The sequence below is a fragment of the Methylophilus sp. DW102 genome (genome assembly GCF_037076555.1).
GTDB classification, from domain to species: Bacteria; Pseudomonadota; Gammaproteobacteria; order Burkholderiales; family Methylophilaceae; genus Methylophilus; species Methylophilus glucosoxydans.
Genome location: NZ_AP029023.1, coordinates 1,318,560 through 1,334,528, shown reverse-complemented (window position 1 = coordinate 1,334,528; position 15,969 = coordinate 1,318,560). Strand labels below are relative to the sequence as shown.

The window sequence follows — 15,969 nt, the reverse complement described above, 5'->3', positions numbered from 1 at the left end:
GGAAACGCCTAATCAAAGGCTGGAAATAAGCCACTCAAGGCTTGTTTTTGAAAGATTTGACTTTCTGTTGCAAGGTGGCTTGCATGGCTTGTTGCAAGCGTACTGCAAAGGATGCTTGCGGGTCTATGACTGTGCTTGAGGAGTCCTCAGGCGTGGCTAAGTTGTCAAGGGCGCCAGATTCAGCCGCCGTCGGACTCACCTCACCCAAGGCCGTCATTTGCCCGCCATGCAGGCCCACCACCAACCAACGGCCGCCTACTTCAAGCACAACCACGCGCTCCCTAGGGCTTAACTGTAAACCGCCAACCTGCTTGATCACGCCACGTGAAAGATGAGTTTGTCCCGGGAGGACTCGACGCAAAAACCAGGCAATCCCGGCAATCGCCAGCAAGACAATCACAGTGCCCCACACCATACGGCCCAAGGTATCGCTGGCGCTGGGTGCTACCGGGGCTGCTGCAGAGGTAGCCGCCACGGTCAACGGGGAAACACAACTGCTAACGACGGCGGCCACTAGCCACCGGTAAGAATGAATTATGCGCATCACCATCCTGGGCACTTAGCGGTTCAATTTACGGATCCGTTCCGCAGGCGTAATGATGTCCGTCAGGCGGATACCAAACTTGTCATTCACCACCACCACCTCACCTTGTGCAATCAGGCAGCCATTCACTAATACGTCCATGGGCTCACCCGCCATGCCATCCAGCTCAACTACAGAACCTTGCGCCAATTGCAACAGGTTCTTGATCGAAATCTTGGTACGGCCCAGCTCTACAGTCAGCTGTACCGGAATATCCAGAATAAAATCAATATCGTTCTGGGTGCCTTCGAGTTTGTTGCTGCTGCTAAACTCGTTAAAAACGGCGGCCTTGCCTATCGGCTCTTGCAATGCAGAGGACTCGGCTTTGGTTTGCTCGGCCAGGGCCGCGCCCCAGTCATCCTCGGCAATGGTTTGCACCCCTTCCGACTCAGGCATACCCATGCTGGCCAGTGCGGCATCCAATTCCTCTTCATTACTACTTGTCGCGGGATCCATTGCCATTATGACTCTCCTTGCAATTGTTCCTGACTACTACCGTCAGCACGTATCATTTTTTCCACCTTGAGCGCATATTGCCCGTTAAACACGCCATAACGACACTCCATAATGGGCACGTTATCGATTTGTCCTTCTACCGTATCCTGAATATTCACAGGAATGACATCCCCCACTTTTAACGCAAGCAGGTCTGCCACCATCATCTTGCGTGTGGTCAGATTGGCCACAATTTCGACTTCTGCCGCCTGGATTTGCTGGGTCATCATTTTTACCCAGCGTTTGTCACCGCCAAGGTTCTCGCCTTGCAGGGACGAGGTCAACAAGTCCTTGATCGGCTCCACCATGGCATAAGGCACACAGAAATGGATTTCACCACTGTTAGGTCCCAGCTCCACATTAAACGTAATCGCCACCACCACTTCATTCGGGGTGGCAATGCTGGCAAACTGGGTATTCATCTCCGAGCGCAGATACTCAAACTGCACCGGATAAATAGGCGCCCAGGCTTTCTGGTAGGCGTCAAACAAGATATTCAGCACGCGTTGAATAATCCGCTGCTCGGTTTCGGTGAAATCACGCCCCTCCACCCGGGTATGAAAGCGGCCATCGCCGCCAAACATATTATCCACCAGCAAAAAGACCAAGGTAGGATCCAGTACCAGCACACCCGTGCCGCGCAAGGGATTCATGTGGATCAAATTGAGATTGGTGGGGACCACCAGATTACGGATAAAGTCCGTGTATTTGATGATCCTGACCGGCCCTACCGAGATTTCGACCGTACGCCGCAGAAAATTGAACAACTCAATACGCAGCAGCCGGGCAAAACGCTCATTAATGATCTCAAGCGTGGCCATACGCCCACGCACAATGCGCTCTTGCGTGGCCAGGTTATAGTTGCGAACACCAGACTCATCCTTGCTGGATGCATCACTGTCATCGTCGCCCTCGACCCCTTTAAGTAAGGCGTCGATTTCGTCTTGTGATAAGAATTTATCTGCAGACATGGTTATTCTCAGGCATTACTGGATGACAAATGAAGTAAACAACACCTGTTTGATCTTGAGTTGTTTACCCCCCTTTTTCAAAGGTTTTTTCAGTTCTGCCAGCAGTTCTTCGCTGAGCTGAGCTTTGCCCTCAGGCGTCGCAATATCCGATGCTTTTTTACTGGTGAGCAACATCAATACACGGTTACGCATGAGCGGCATTTGTGCCTTCATTTTGTCGGCCAGTGCAGTGTCTTTGGCTTCAATGGTCAGGTCCAGTTGCAAAAACTTTTCATCGGGATCAGGCAGCAAGTTCACGGTAAACGTTTCAAACTGCAAGTAGGCCGGGCCCGCACCTGCTTCACCATGGCCACCGCCACCACCGCTTTCATGCTCTTCCTCTTCTTCATCGGCTGCGGCCTCTTCCTCTTCGCCCTCAGCAGCACTTTCTTCGTGGCCATCTTCTTTCTCGGCCTTGCTACCATGCTTGCCTTTGGCCTGATGCGCCTCAGGTTTTTTCATCAGGAAGAAGGCTGCTGCGCCGCCGCCAGCGGCTAACGCCAGCACCACGGCCAGGATCACAATCAGTTTTTTCTTGGATTTGGGGGCGGCCTCTGCTGCACCGTCTGCTTTTGCTGGTTCTTGAGCCATGACACTACCTTTCTTACTGTAAAACCTTGACGATATATGGTGTCATTATGCGGAGAGCGCCCAGCAAAACATTGCCGGATAAAAGGGGAAAATCAGCGTTAAATCGACCTTTATGCTGGGTGAGGCATGCTAGCCAGCCTGGAGCAATGCTTATACAAACGTATCCACCAAGCCACGTACCACACGTGGCTGGACTGCCGTTTGCGGTGCGATCGCCGTGTCTGACTCAGCCCCAGGGGCTGCAGTCCTTGCAGAATCACGGCTGGATTGCTGTTCAAAATGCTGTTGTGCCTGCTGCCCGTTGCCAACAAAGGTCTGGCCCAGTTGCAAGCCCTGGGACTGCATGCGATCACGCAGATCCTGCATGCCATCTTCCAGCGCCTGGCGCACCAGAGGGTTATCCGTGATAAAACTGGGATTCACTGACTGGTTATCGACCTTTAACACCACCTGGATGGGCCCCAAATCCGGGGGCGACAATGTCAGGCTGGCCACTTCGTCGCTCTGGCTAGCCATCTGCATCACATGCTGGTTAATTGCGGCTTGCCAACGGTCATCGGTAAACGGCGTCGTAATCTGGGTGGTGACCACCTGGCTCAAATCGGTCACGCCAGCCGATTGCAACCAGGGCGTCTGCGGCATGGCCTCTATCATGGGCGGCGTGGTCAATGTACTGGCGCCCTGCGTCGTTTCATGCGCACGCACGGCCTGCTCCATGCCTTTAGGCAAGACAATCTCCGCGCTGGTCGATTTGGCGTTATTCAACAGCGCTGTAAAACCTTCCGCCGTCTTTTCTGATTTGGTGGATAAGCTTGAGAGCTGCTTACCGTCTGGCACAACCGCGGTCGCTGCTGTCAGCGTGTCTTTGTCGGTGGCTGGCGTGATCTGCAACTCATTCGTTATCCCGTGTTGGCTAGAGGCTTTATCGAAGCCAGCGGCTGCAAAGCGACCGTTACTAAGGGTCAATGCTACCCCTTCGGCGCCACCTTTTGCAGCCTCTGCGGGCTGATTGGCCCGCATCGCAAGCATGGTCTGCATCCATGGCATGATGCCGGCAGCCGCAGCACTGGTATCCTCAGTCGTGCCAACACCGGTTTTTTTCTGGTCAGGATTGGCATCGGTCAAACTGGCAGGGTCAATTACCCCCACAACAGGAGAGACCACGCTAGAAGGCTCTCTGGCGACACTGTTTGCCAGACTGGTGTTCTCGTCTGCTTTGGATTTGGCCTTGGTTTTGCCTGCGAGGTGGGGAATATTTTTTTCTGTTGGGGCGACTTCTGTCCCCGTGGCGGCAGTGGTTTTGTCAGACGGTTCAGTCGGTTCACTCGCCTTATTCGACACAGCACCTTGCTCAGTGTTGCTCTCCGCTTTGGGCGCAGCAGGCTTGTCTTTAGGCGCAGAAGGTTGGGCTTGGGCCATTTGCTGGCGCAAAGTTTGTGAAAACGCATCGGGTGACACCGGCTCCTGGCCGCCTGACGACGTCATGGGCGCTTTAAGCGCCTCTGACGCCTGGGTAGGCAGTACTGGTGAATTAATCAAGGCCATCACATTACTCCCGGCTATTTACCAACGTGCTCGTCTGGCGCGGCTGGCAAATTCGTCCATCATTTTCTGATCACGCTTGTTTTCAGCCTTGGCCTGTGAGGTTTGAGCCCGCGTAATCAAAACTTCATAAGACTTTTGCTTGCGCTGTTTTTCCTGCAACCGCAACCGCTGCTGCTGGACAATCGCCTGACATTGTTCGATTTGAGCATTTTGCGTGCGTACCGCCAATTCCAATTGCGAGAAAAAGCCCTGAAAATTACGGTATAAATCGGCTTTAAGGCCGTTTTGCACTACCTGCTGCCATTGCTGCTCATATTCCTGCTGATATTGCGCCAGCATGACTTGCTGCTGTTGCGCCTGTTCCAGCTGTTGCATGGCCTGGGCCAGCGCCTGCATCGCCGCTTCCACCTCGTCGGCAGCCAACTGGTTAAGCAAGGTCAGGGTTTGGGTGGATTGTTTGGCCATGGGCTCGCTTTAAAGGGGCTATAAGGTTAGCGTGTTGGCTAATTGCTGCAGGCTATGCTGCATATCCGCACACTCATCAATGTCTTGTTGTAAAAAGGCATTGATGTCGTCACGTTTTCTAATCGCGATATCCAGCATGGGGTCTGATCCTGGCTGATAAGCCCCTACCGCGATCAAGTCCTGATTGCGCAGATAGCGTGAGTACCACTGCTTGAGCATGCGGGCGGCCTGTTGATGTTCTTTGCTGGTAATGTTGTGCATGGCGCGACTGATCGACTGCTCGATATCAATGGCGGGGTAATGTCCGCTCTCGGCCAGGCTGCGGTTCAACACGATGTGTCCGTCCAGAATCGCGCGCGCAGAGTCCGCAATCGGATCCTGCTGGTCATCGCCTTCGGTCAACACGGTATAAAACGCTGTAATCGAGCCCTCGCCCCTGGCGCCATTGCCGGTACGCTCGACCAGTGCCGGCAATTTGGCAAACACAGAAGGCGGATAGCCCTTGGTTGCCGGTGGCTCACCAATGGCCAGGGCAATTTCGCGTTGCGCCATGGCATAACGCGTGAGTGAATCCATAATCAGCAACACATTTTTGCCTTGCTGGCGGAAACGCTCGGCAATGGCCGTGGCATAACTCGCGCCTTGCAAGCGCATCAATGCCGAGACGTCGGCAGGTGCAGCGACCACCACAGAGCGTGCCAGCCCCTCCGGCCCCAGAATCTGCTCGATAAATTCCTGTACCTCGCGGCCCCGTTCACCAATCAGGCCGACCACGATCACATCCGCAGTGGTGTAACGGGCCATCATGCCCAGCAGCACACTCTTACCCACACCAGAGCCGGCGAACAGGCCCATGCGCTGCCCCCTGCCCACGGTGAGCATGGCGTTGATCGCACGCACCCCTACATCCAGCGTGTCTTCAATCGGTGCCCGTTGCAAAGGGTTAATCACGCGGCCATTAAGCGGCGCGGTCACATCCCCCGGAATTGGGCCCAGACCATCCAGCGGATTACCGGCTGCATCGACCACGCGTCCGAGCAAGCCATCCCCTACCGGAAAATGGCGCGCTCTATCCTGTGCACGTCGACGTGGCGGGCGGCCAATTTGGGGTTTTGGCACGGTTTCAGCAATTTCCATGCTGAACACCTTGGCGCCCGGGGTCACCCCCTCCAACGCGGTTTGCGGCATGAGCAGCAAATTCTCGCCATCGAATCCCACCACCTCGGCTTCTACCCGGCCTCCATCCTGTAACGGGATAAAACAGGCACCGCCTATTGGCATTTTGATACCGGTAGCGACCATCACCAGGCCAGTCACCTTGACGATACGACCTGCGACTTCAAGCGGGTCGACCATATTGATCAGTTCACTGCAATCGCGCAAATAACTTTGCCAGCGCTGCTCATGCACATTGGGCTGCTTGGGAGGCTCATTGGTGACTTGGGGGCTATTGTCAGCAACCGCGTCTAACGTCGGCAGCCCTGAATCTGAAATTGTCATGACGTAGGCTTAAACTAGAAAGTGAAAAACTTATTCGTGGGTGGAGGCAGGTTTATGCCAGTCATCATAGCGTGACAGCCCTTGTACCAGACGTTTCCAGCGGACCTCATTGCTGGCATCAATCTGGTTATCTGCCGTTTCAACCAGGCAACCGCCACGTTCGACTTGCAACTCTTCGACAATTTGCCAGCCTTGCTCTTTGAGTGTGTCGCCGATATGACTGCGTAGCACCTGCGCATCATCCGGATGCACAATCAGGCGCGCGGGCTGTCTGACTTGGGGCAAATAGTGCATGGCATCCAGCACGACCGGGAGCACCGCCTGCGGATCGGCCTGCAACTTGGTTTTCATCATGGCTTTGGCCAGATCCAGCGCCAGGCTCAAAACAGACTCGGCAACATGGCTATCCTGAAACGCCAGCGCCTGCTGGAAACTCTGCGCCATTTGCAACAACTGACCACGTTCGTTTTCCAGTTGTGCCTGCGCGTGCTGCATGCCATCGCCATAACCAATCTTGAACCCTTCTTCATAGGCTTCCTGGCGGACTTGCTTGAGAATTTCAGTGACCGTGCGCGCGGCTTCATCGGCCTGTGCCTGTTTGCGACGCACGCTCTCACTGCTATTAGCATCATCAAAACTGGCCATCTCCCAGCGCTGATAGGCACTCATTTGTTCTTTTGGGATTGCTGCAGCCACCATTATGCTTCCTTACACTGACTGGATTTAAACATATTGCTCGCCATCGCCTTTGGCAGCCAGCATGATCTGGCCTTCATCGGCCAGCCTGCGCACAATTTGCAGAATTTGTTTTTGCTGTGCTTCAACCTCAGACAGCTTGACCGGACCACGGCTTTCCATGTCTTCACGCATCATATCGGCTGCACGCGAAGACATATTGCGCAGGAACTTCTCTTTCATTTCATCAGAGGTTCCCTTCAAAGCCACAATCAACATATCAGATTGCACCTCACGCAGCAGCGTTTGAATGCCTTTGTCGTCAATTTCCAGAATATTGTCAAACACAAACATCTGGTCCATGATCTCCTGCGCCATATTGTCATCATAGCTTTTGAGGCCTTCCATCAATTTGGCCTCGTTGTCGCCACTCAGGTAGTTCATGATTTCAGCCGCGGTTTTTACGCCACCTATCGGCTGACGCTTCAGGTTTTCATTGCCTGACAGCATTTTCATCATGCCTTCATTGAGCTCTTTGAGCGCGGCCGGTTTAATGCTGTCGAGCGTGGCAATCCGCAAAATCACATCCTGACGTAAACGGTCAGTAAAATGCCCCAGAATTTCTGCGGCCTGGTCTGCCTCCAGATGTGACAAGATGGTCGCGATAATCTGTGGATGCTCATTCTTGATAAACTCGGACACGCTGAAGGCATCCATCCACTTCAGGCTTTCAATACCCGCGGCATCTTGCGATTGCGGAATCCGGCTTAACAGATTGGAGGCTTTGTCATCGCCAAAAGCTTTGATCAGAACCGAGCGGATATAGGCGTCCGAATCCAGACCGAAGTCACTGCTGCCGGCAAAGTCGACCATAAAGGACTCCAGCACTGCAGTTACCTCTTCACGTGGCACCGGCTTCATTGAGGCCATGACAATGCCCAGCCGCTGTACCTCTTTGGGTGACAAATACTTCATCACCTCCGCCGCTTCGTCTTCACCGAGGGCAAGCATCAAAATCGCGCTTTTAGTCAAGCCTTCAGTCATGGTTTATTTCTCCGCAGTCGCCCAGCTGGAAACCACATTCGCGACCATGCGTGGGTTTTCTTTGGCCACCTGCTTCACGGCCAGCAAGGTTTGATCCATACGGCCATCATCGCCCGTTAACGCAGGAGGATCGCCACTCAAGGTGACCAGTGCATCTTCACCTTCAGCTGCACTGCCTGCCGCGCCGGCAACCGCTTCACCGCCTGCTGCCGCGTTTTGTGCCGCAGTCACAGCCAGTTGTTTTTTATCCGCGCCAGTCAGTTTGGTGGCCATCGGCTTGAGCAATTTTTTATAAATCATCATCAACACCACCACGCCAGCCAGGAAGCGCAAGGCATCTTTACCATACTCAATCATGACAGGGTCCTTCCACAGCGGTGGCTCAACCAGTTTTTCCTGTGCTTCGGCCACAAACGGGGTATTCACCACAGAGATAGTATCGCCACGCTCTTTGTTGTAGCCCATGGCCTGCATTGCCAGGTCGCTTACCTGCTGCTTCTCGGCTGCTGTCAGTGCACGGTAAGTCGTTTTACCGGTGCTATCCACGACTGGGATGTGATTGACCACCACCGCCACATGCAGGCGCTTGATGCCGCCCTTGGCCTGCTGGATATAGCTCACAGTCTTGTCCAGCTCGTAGTTAGTGGTGGTATCTTTTTGCGTATTTTGTGGTGGGGTTGGGGCAGCAGCAGGCGCATCATTTTCCCCTTGACCCTGCGCACCAGGCGCATTAATCGGAGCAGTCGCATCTGCAGGCGGCTGGTTAGACAAAGCACCAGGCACCGCGCCGTTGTTGGCGCCGGTATTTTGCGTCTCATGGCTTTGCGCACTGCGAATCGCCATGTCATCCGGCTTGGTGTTGGGTTTGTAGGATTCGTTGGCCTGTTCTGTCATCGAGAAGTCAATCTCGGCGCTGGTTTCGGCATGCACATTTTTTGCACCAACAATCGGCGTAATAATGGATTCTACACGGCGAGCAATGCTGTTTTGCATATTCTCCACGTAGGCCATCTGCTCTGGGTCTAGGCCACTTTGCTTGAGCTTATTGGCGTTGTCAGACAGCAAATTGCCGTTTTGATCGACCACGGTGACATGATCGGCTGAGAGGTTAGGCACACTGCTTGCCACCAGATGCACGACGGCACCCACTTGTTGCGCGTCTAACCGGCGGCCATTGTGCAGATTGAGCAGCACAGAAGCGGTTGGGTATTGTTGCTCGCGCACAAACACGCTGGGCTTGGGAATCGCCAGATGGATACGAGCAGCCTGCACAGCAGAGATAGACTGGATACTGCGTTCCAGCTCGCCCTCAAGGCCGCGTTGAAAGTTCACCTGCTCAACAAACTGCGACACGCCAAATTTCTGGTTTTCCAGCAGTTCAAAGCCGATGTTGCCGCCTTTGGGCAGACCTTGTGCCGCCAGTTTCAAACGTGCCTGATGCACCATGTCAGCAGGCACCAGAATGGCACCCCCACCATCGGCAAATTGATAAGGGATATTCAATTTATCCAACTCGGCGACGATGGCACCGCCATCCTTGTCAGCAAAGTTGGAGAACAACACCCGGTAATCCGGCTTCTGGCTCCACAGCCAGAACACCACCATCACCGCAACCACGGCAGCAATCCCGGCGACCAGCATTAACTTTTGTCCGAGCTGCCCAAACATGTTGGACGCTCCGCCAGACTCATTGCTTGTTGTTAATAAGGCAGCATCAGCAGCCATCTGAACCTCCAATATTACCTACTTGCAGTGACCTGCCTCCCGGCCTGTTGATTGCCGGTCATGCTGCCACCTCTTTTGAACTTCAATATCCTGTCAGGACACTTTCACATGGATCACATTATGCGCTGACCCTGCCTATTCAAATCAGCAAATAAGACGGATTAATGTTGCCTATTTTGCAAAGCAGTCCAGCTGGCGCAATGTTACAGTGCTCACCATGAGATAAGAGGTGATGGCCTCCCCCACGAAACGAGTACAGGATGAAAGGAGACACCTATGAACGCAGGCGGTATTGATGCACAACGCATCTCCTCCATGCTGGCGCAATTACGGGCGGCGGCTCAAAAACCAGAAGGTCTGGGCAACAGTGCTATTGCCAATCCTGTCGCCAAGCCGCCCCAGGCAAGCCCGACGACACAAGTGAGCTTTAGTGATGCGCTGAAATCCTCTCTGGACCAGGTCAACAATATGCAATTGCAGGCCGAACAAATGGGCAAGGATTTTGCCATGGGAAATGACAACGTCAGCCTGTCTGATGTCATGATCTCCGGGCAAAAAGCGAATATCGCCTTTCAGGCCACAGTACAAGTCCGCAACAAACTGGTCACCGCCTATCAGGACATGATGAATATGCAAGTCTAGGCTTAACTAGCCAGCTGGCGACTGGGCCAGACCATCAGTCCGTTTTAACAGTGAGAAAAGAACAATGCAGGCTCAACATGTGGCTGGCTTGATACAAGACACCCCCTCTGCCCCGCTGATGCGACTGAATGGCACGCCAGTATTGCGGCCATCAGGTAGCACCGCCAGCCACGAGTCACCTGACGGCGTGTTAGCCAGCAACCCCGCGGGTGTTCAAGCCTGGTTTCAAAAGGGAATGCTGTTCAAGCAGCAAAAAAACGCCCCGCAGGCCCTGCACTGTTTTAACCAGGCCCTGCATCTTGCGCCTGAGCATGAACCCACACTTATCGAATGCGGCAACTTGCTGTTTGAATTAGAGCAATTTGAGTTTTCGCTCGCCCATCATGAATTTGCTTTACAGTTAAACCCGGCTTGCGTTGCCGCCTTACACAGCAAAAGCCTGATCCTGAGTCGGCTCGGCCGCTATGAAGAAGCCTTGCTCAGTGCAGACCAACTGGTCGGCTATGCACCCACGCTGGCACCGGCCTTATTGTGCCGAGGCAGCATCTTACACGTGCTTGGCCGCCATCATGAGGCCTTGGCCAGCTACCAGCAAATCCCGCTAGCCGATCAGCAGAACGCGTTGTTTTATCTTAATCTGGCCAACCTGTATCTGGATATGCTAGACATTGACATGGCCAGCGACTGTTATCGTCAGGCACTGACACTGGAACCACACAACCCGACCTTGCACTGGAATCTGGCGTTATTTCAGTTACTCACCGGCGATTATGCGCAAGGCTGGGCCATGTACGAAAGTGGCAAACATGCGCCACATTTGCCCAGGGGACGCCGTGCGGTCTGTGTGCAACCGATGTGGACCGGCGAACAATCCCTGCAAGGTAAGCGTATCTTGCTTTACGCCGAACAGGGGCTGGGCGATACCATCCAGTTTATACGCTACGCCAAACTGGTCGCCACCTTGGGCGCACAGGTGATTATTGAAGTGCAAGCGAGCCTGATTCCCTTGTTGCGCTCACTGGGGCCAGACTATTTACTGATTGCTGCAGGCACCGCGTATCAGGACTATGATTACCATTGTTCGCTCATGAGCTTGCCATATGTCTTCAAGACAGAACTCGGCAATCTGCCTCAGCACACCCCTTACCTGTTTGCCGCGCCTGACAAGGTAAGCCGTCTGCAGATGACTAGTCAGAACAGATTACGGGTAGGCCTGGTCTGGTCAGGATCCACCACGCATCAGAAAGATCGTTACCGCAGTATTCCGCTAGCGCAGCTGGCGCCGTTGCTGGCACTGGATGCGAGTTTTCATAGCCTGCAAAAAGAAGTTCGCGATACTGACCAGGCTGCGTTAAGCGGGCTACCACAACTCACGCAGCACCAGGCCGAACTAGAGGATTTTAGCGATACCGCTGCGCTCATCGCACGCATGGATCTGATTATTTCAGTGGATACTTCAGTCGCACATCTGGCTGGCGCCATGCACAAACCGGTATGGATATTGTTACCTGACCCACCAGACTTCCGCTGGCTGCTCGCACGCGAAGACAGTCCGTGGTACCCCTCGGCCAGACTGTTCAGAGCCCAACACCATCATTGGACAAGTGTCATTACAGACGTCAAACAGGCGCTGGCAGAAGTGATTGCAGAAAAATCGTAGACGCAGTAACTCTCTGGCAAAACAAGATGCGGCAATGTTACTGCGACAAAGTCTCTATCTGAGACTGGCCAGTTTAATGGTCGGCCTGCCCTTGTTCCAGCTTGTATAACCAGGCCAGAATTTCAGCAATCGCCTGGTACAGCTGTGGGGGAATATGGGCATCGAGTTCGACCTGCATGAGCAGGTTGAGCATGGCTTGTGACTCATGCACATAGACTTCGTGTTCTTGCGCCAGGGCAATGATGCGTTGTGCGAGCAGACCATTGCCTTTGGCCACCACGCGTGGCGCCAAATCCCCGGCTTCGTAAGCCAGGGCCACGGCAGATTGGGTATAAGGCTTATCCTGCTGCATATTGCGGTCTGTGCTGCGCGATTTCTTCACGCACGATTTGCAAGGAATCCAGCTTCACGCCGGAAGCTTGCAGATTCATGGCCAGCGTACTGCGGCCAGATTGCATTTCCTTGAGGCTCGCTGCATCCGTGGGCTGCACACGGACACTAAAGCGCCCGTTAGCCAGCGTGATTCTTACAGCCACCTCGCCCAGCCTTGGCAGCTGCAACTTCAAATTGCTAAACAAACTGTTTAAGGTCGGGTCTTCGCTAGACTGCTGGGAATTTTTGCGCTCACTGACCTGCCACTCCATCATCTGGCCAGGCCAGACTTCACCATGCCAAATCACACGCTGTTGTTCCAGCACCTGTAACTGTTGCGACACCATCTCCGGCGGTACAAAGTGAGGTTTGTTTTGCGGCTCTTGCAGTAGTTGATGCCAGGGCCGGGTGCCCAGCGTCGCCTCTTTCAGGTGAGACTCATAGAACAAGCCCGAGCTATCCAGCGCATGCTTGAGATCTTGCGCCAGCACTTGCGGCTTTTGCGGGCTGTTGCTGACCACGGTTTGTGCCTGCAAGACGGCAGATTGCGACTGAAACGGGCTGGCATCCAGCCAGCGCTGTAGGTTTCTGGCGGGAGAGCTTAACTCGACCAGACTCGATTGCCCGGCCGCATGCTGTACCAGACTTTGCATAGTAGCGGGGTTGTCTGCATGTGGCGTCTCTGCCAGCAACCCAGCTGTCGACAGCCGTGACGTGCCCGCCGCGGAAGACTGCACACCCCAGCGCACTTGCGGATAGCCCTCGGCGTCTTTGCCCTGGCCTTGTGCCAGCCCCATAAACTGCATGTTCAGTGTTTGCTGTTGCGACAAGTAAGCGGGTAATTGCATCTGCACCACCATGGGTGGCTGGTTGGGTAACTGGATTTGCACTTTAAAAGCAGCCAGGTCGGCATTGCCTGCGCCTTTTTGAGCGTTGTCTTTTTGCAAAATCAGTCCGATAAACTGCATGCCTGGACGCATGCGCTCCCATAAAGGAGCTTCGGCCTGGGTACCTTCCACCGGCATGATGGAAGTGACCGCACGCAAGTTCTCAGTTTCACTGGTAATGAAACGTTGTGAGAGGACTTGCGGGATAGGAATCATCTAAATCACATCCGGTGGGGTGCGTGCATGTAGCTGCGCATCAAAAATCATATCGGTAATACGATGCATGACGGGATACAGCAAATTACGGATCTCGCCATCATCGGCCAAAATTTTCTGCACCAACTCCTGTTTGCGCAAGTGCTGCGCCTGTGTCAGTTGCTCGGATTGTAAACGCAAGGTTTGTTCCAGCGCTTTGATCACTTCGATCTTGAGCATGTAAGACTGCTCCAGCTCTGTCACTTTTTCCCAGGCATTTTGCTGAGCGGCAAGCAGCATCTGCGCCATGATTTTGGCAGCAGACTCATAAGTATTAATCAGCGCCTTGGACATATCAGGCCCCGGCCATGGCCAAATGTTGATACGCCTGTGCTTTTTCTGCGATCGCCGAGTTTTCCAAGGCATTCTGTTGTGCAAGGCGGCTCATCCCCGATTTTTCCAGCGTTTCCCAGGCGCCTTTCAACTCCATGAGCAACTGCTGAACTTCATAAACTTTAGTACTGTCCTGACGCAGGCTCGCTTGCATGAGTGTACGGATCATGTATTCATACAGCTGGTCCAGATTGAGGGCAACCTCGCCCCCTGCACGTTTGTTCAAGCTGGTACGCAAACCGCTTTCAATGATGGAAATGGCTTTGGAGATATATTCACCTTTTTGCGGAATATCCTGCTTTTGAATCGCTTGTTGCGCGCGGATGCAGGCAGTTACAGCGCCTTCGTAAAGCATGATCGTCAGCTTGAGCGGACTGGCATCCACGACGCCGGTTTCCAAACCTACTTTGGCGTAGGCATTAATGCCAGATTGTTTCGATCCAAACATCATGATTCTCCTGATAATATTCCGCGATTAGCTATTATTGCTGATTGTATTCAGTTGTTGTGTCAACGCAGTGCTCTGGTTTTGCATGCTGCTGAGTAATGCATCCAATTTTGCGTACTGGGCACGATAACTTGCTTCAAGGCTTGGCAGCTTGGCGCTCAAGTCATCGGCTTTTTTATTCAATGATTTAATAGACGACTGCAAACCGTCTGTCCTGGTAGCCAACGCAGCATCGGAGTCCAGCCAGCTATCAAGCATGCTACTAAACTCCCCGATTAGGCCGCGGTTGAAAGTCACCGTGCCACGGTCTCCAGTCGCAGCGCCTAAAATACTGAGTTTCAAACCTGCACTATTCTCACCAAATGCGCCGGTCAGGGTATTACCACTGCCAATCGCATTCACACCATTCAGGGTACCAGCCACATCTTGTGAGCTGCTCCCCGCTTGCGAGATATTGACGGCATAGGTGCCAGAAACTGTTTTATCCCCACTGCTGACGAAGCTGACCAATGGGTCGGTACTGCTTGCCGAAGGCGAAAAGATTTTCGCCACATCGGAAGGGCTATTCGCCATCGCTTTCTGAAACTTGGTATCGTCCAGCGTCATGACTCCGCCATCGCCCACGGTGACGCCAATGTCACTCAAGGTACGGTAGGTACTGGCCGTAGGAGAGATGCGGGACATCATTAATCCGAGTTTCACTGACACGTCACGGGCCACCGAGTCACCCAGCAAAGGGCCATTGGCAGAAGATCCGCCATCAACGAACTTTGTCAGGCTACGCAGACTGGTATTCAGTTTGTTGTAGGCATCGACAAAGCTCTGTACAGAACTTTTAATCGCGCTATTGTCCGTCGCAATCGTCATTGCGTTAGGCGTGCTGGTGACCGCCTTCAGGTTTAAGGTCACGCCCTCAATCACATCAGTAATGGTGTTACTCGCCTTACTGATGCTCAACCCATCAACAGTCAATAACGCATTTTGTGCAGCCTGAAGCTCACTTAAGTTTTTACCACTGCCGCTGGAGGCGGTCGGGTCATAAGCAAAGGTGGACAAGCCGCTACCGTCGGTATTGTTGCCATCGTTATCCGTGACATCAATCTTCAGACTATTGGCTGCACCAGTGTCCATGGAAGTGATCACCAGGCGGTTACCAGTACCGTCATTGACAATAGAAGCCGTGACAGAAGCATTTTGTGCGTTAATGGCATCACGGATACCGGACAGGGTATTGTTGCTACTGTCGATATTGACCGTAATCGCATTTTTGCTGCTATTCGCAGTAAAAGAAGCTGCCGTACTACCGTTGGCTGGGGTATAAGTACCAAAGGAAATCTTCAGGCTCCCGGTACCAAAAGTGGTACTGGCATCGCTATAAGCAGACGTGGTAATACGTTGTGAAGTCGCCAGCTGGCTCACCGAAATGCTGTGGTTGCCATTGGTAGCGCTACCATTTGCAGTCGCGCTGATACTGTTTGAATCGGTGAGCGTCACGGATTGCGCATTAAACTTGCCGGCACTAGACAGACCATCCAAAGCTGTTTGGAAGGTACTCAATCCACTTTTCAACGTACCGTACGCAGAGAGTTTGGCATTGTAAGTAGAGACTTGCGTCTTGATCTGGGTAATCGGCTGCTGGGCAGACGTCATCATGGCACTGACAAGAGAGTCAATAGGTAACCCTGATGAGCCCGTTGAGCTTACAATTGATGCCATAATCTAGTCTCCAAATACAATCA

17 protein-coding genes are annotated in these 15,969 nt (G+C 53.3%); 2 read left to right on the top strand and 15 right to left on the bottom strand.

What is annotated here, in order from left to right; all coding sequences use genetic code 11:
* Positions 1-34: 34 nt before the first annotated feature.
* From fliO to fliF, 10 genes are all read right to left on the bottom strand, one after another.
* On the bottom strand, positions 35-544 hold the full coding sequence (gene fliO / locus AACH41_RS06080) for a flagellar biosynthetic protein FliO (RefSeq protein WP_338657461.1): 510 nt from the start codon (positions 542-544) through the stop codon (positions 35-37).
* Positions 545-559: 15 nt separating this feature from the next.
* The gene (gene fliN / locus AACH41_RS06075) at positions 560-1,045 is read right to left on the bottom strand and encodes a flagellar motor switch protein FliN (RefSeq protein WP_228518639.1); all 486 of its coding nucleotides are present in this window, start codon (positions 1,043-1,045) and stop codon (positions 560-562) included.
* Positions 1,045-2,049 carry a flagellar motor switch protein FliM gene (gene fliM, locus AACH41_RS06070; RefSeq protein WP_194746924.1) on the bottom strand — a complete coding sequence of 335 codons (1,005 nt, stop codon included), beginning with the start codon at positions 2,047-2,049 and terminating at the stop codon, positions 1,045-1,047. The genes fliN and fliM overlap by 1 nt, the downstream gene beginning before the upstream one ends.
* A gap of 15 nt (positions 2,050-2,064) precedes the next feature.
* Positions 2,065-2,679, bottom strand: a complete 615-nt coding sequence (locus tag AACH41_RS06065; protein WP_194746925.1) for a flagellar basal body-associated FliL family protein — start codon at positions 2,677-2,679, stop codon at positions 2,065-2,067.
* A 150-nt stretch (positions 2,680-2,829) separates the two neighbouring features.
* Complete coding sequence (locus AACH41_RS06060) at positions 2,830-4,224, bottom strand: flagellar hook-length control protein FliK (protein WP_338657460.1); 1,395 nt, start codon at positions 4,222-4,224, stop codon at positions 2,830-2,832.
* 18 nt (positions 4,225-4,242) lie between these two features.
* Positions 4,243-4,689 carry a flagellar export protein FliJ gene (fliJ, locus tag AACH41_RS06055; RefSeq protein ID WP_194746927.1) on the bottom strand — a complete coding sequence of 149 codons (447 nt, stop codon included), beginning with the start codon at positions 4,687-4,689 and terminating at the stop codon, positions 4,243-4,245.
* An 18-nt stretch (positions 4,690-4,707) separates the two neighbouring features.
* Complete coding sequence (fliI, locus tag AACH41_RS06050) at positions 4,708-6,189, bottom strand: flagellar protein export ATPase FliI (protein WP_313988821.1); 1,482 nt, start codon at positions 6,187-6,189, stop codon at positions 4,708-4,710.
* Between the two features lie 30 nt (positions 6,190-6,219).
* On the bottom strand, positions 6,220-6,888 hold the full coding sequence (locus AACH41_RS06045) for a flagellar assembly protein FliH (RefSeq protein ID WP_194746928.1): 669 nt from the start codon (positions 6,886-6,888) through the stop codon (positions 6,220-6,222).
* Positions 6,889-6,912: 24 nt separating this feature from the next.
* Positions 6,913-7,908 carry a flagellar motor switch protein FliG gene (fliG, locus tag AACH41_RS06040; RefSeq protein ID WP_194746929.1) on the bottom strand — a complete coding sequence of 332 codons (996 nt, stop codon included), beginning with the start codon at positions 7,906-7,908 and terminating at the stop codon, positions 6,913-6,915.
* Positions 7,909-7,911: 3 nt separating this feature from the next.
* The gene (gene fliF, locus AACH41_RS06035) at positions 7,912-9,633 is read right to left on the bottom strand and encodes a flagellar basal-body MS-ring/collar protein FliF (RefSeq protein WP_338657459.1); all 1,722 of its coding nucleotides are present in this window, start codon (positions 9,631-9,633) and stop codon (positions 7,912-7,914) included.
* Between the two features lie 276 nt (positions 9,634-9,909).
* Here fliF and fliE point away from each other — a divergent pair, with 276 nt between their 5' ends.
* A complete protein-coding gene (gene fliE / locus AACH41_RS06030) occupies positions 9,910-10,275 on the top strand; it encodes a flagellar hook-basal body complex protein FliE (protein ID WP_194746931.1) in 366 nt (121 codons plus the stop codon).
* Between the two features lie 64 nt (positions 10,276-10,339).
* Complete coding sequence (locus tag AACH41_RS06025; protein WP_338657458.1) at positions 10,340-11,935, top strand: tetratricopeptide repeat-containing glycosyltransferase family protein; 1,596 nt, start codon at positions 10,340-10,342, stop codon at positions 11,933-11,935.
* Positions 11,936-12,008: 73 nt separating this feature from the next.
* Here AACH41_RS06025 and AACH41_RS06020 read toward each other — a convergent pair whose 3' ends face one another.
* From AACH41_RS06020 to fliD, 5 genes are read right to left on the bottom strand one after another with little or no spacing between them, the layout of a single operon-like run.
* The gene (locus AACH41_RS06020) at positions 12,009-12,287 is read right to left on the bottom strand and encodes an EscU/YscU/HrcU family type III secretion system export apparatus switch protein (protein ID WP_194746933.1); all 279 of its coding nucleotides are present in this window, start codon (positions 12,285-12,287) and stop codon (positions 12,009-12,011) included.
* Positions 12,274-13,410 (bottom strand): flagellar hook-length control protein FliK, encoded by a 1,137-nt coding sequence (locus AACH41_RS06015; protein WP_338657457.1) that lies wholly within the window; start codon positions 13,408-13,410, stop codon positions 12,274-12,276. Before AACH41_RS06015 ends, AACH41_RS06020 begins: the two co-directional genes overlap by 14 nt.
* Positions 13,411-13,743, bottom strand: coding sequence for a flagellar protein FliT (locus AACH41_RS06010; protein WP_194746935.1), 333 nt, complete (start codon positions 13,741-13,743; stop codon positions 13,411-13,413). It lies immediately after the preceding gene.
* A 1-nt stretch (position 13,744) separates the two neighbouring features.
* On the bottom strand, positions 13,745-14,233 hold the full coding sequence (fliS, locus tag AACH41_RS06005) for a flagellar export chaperone FliS (RefSeq protein ID WP_228518641.1): 489 nt from the start codon (positions 14,231-14,233) through the stop codon (positions 13,745-13,747).
* 24 nt (positions 14,234-14,257) lie between these two features.
* Complete coding sequence (fliD, locus tag AACH41_RS06000) at positions 14,258-15,946, bottom strand: flagellar filament capping protein FliD (protein WP_338657456.1); 1,689 nt, start codon at positions 15,944-15,946, stop codon at positions 14,258-14,260.
* Between the last annotated feature and the right edge of the window lie 23 nt (positions 15,947-15,969).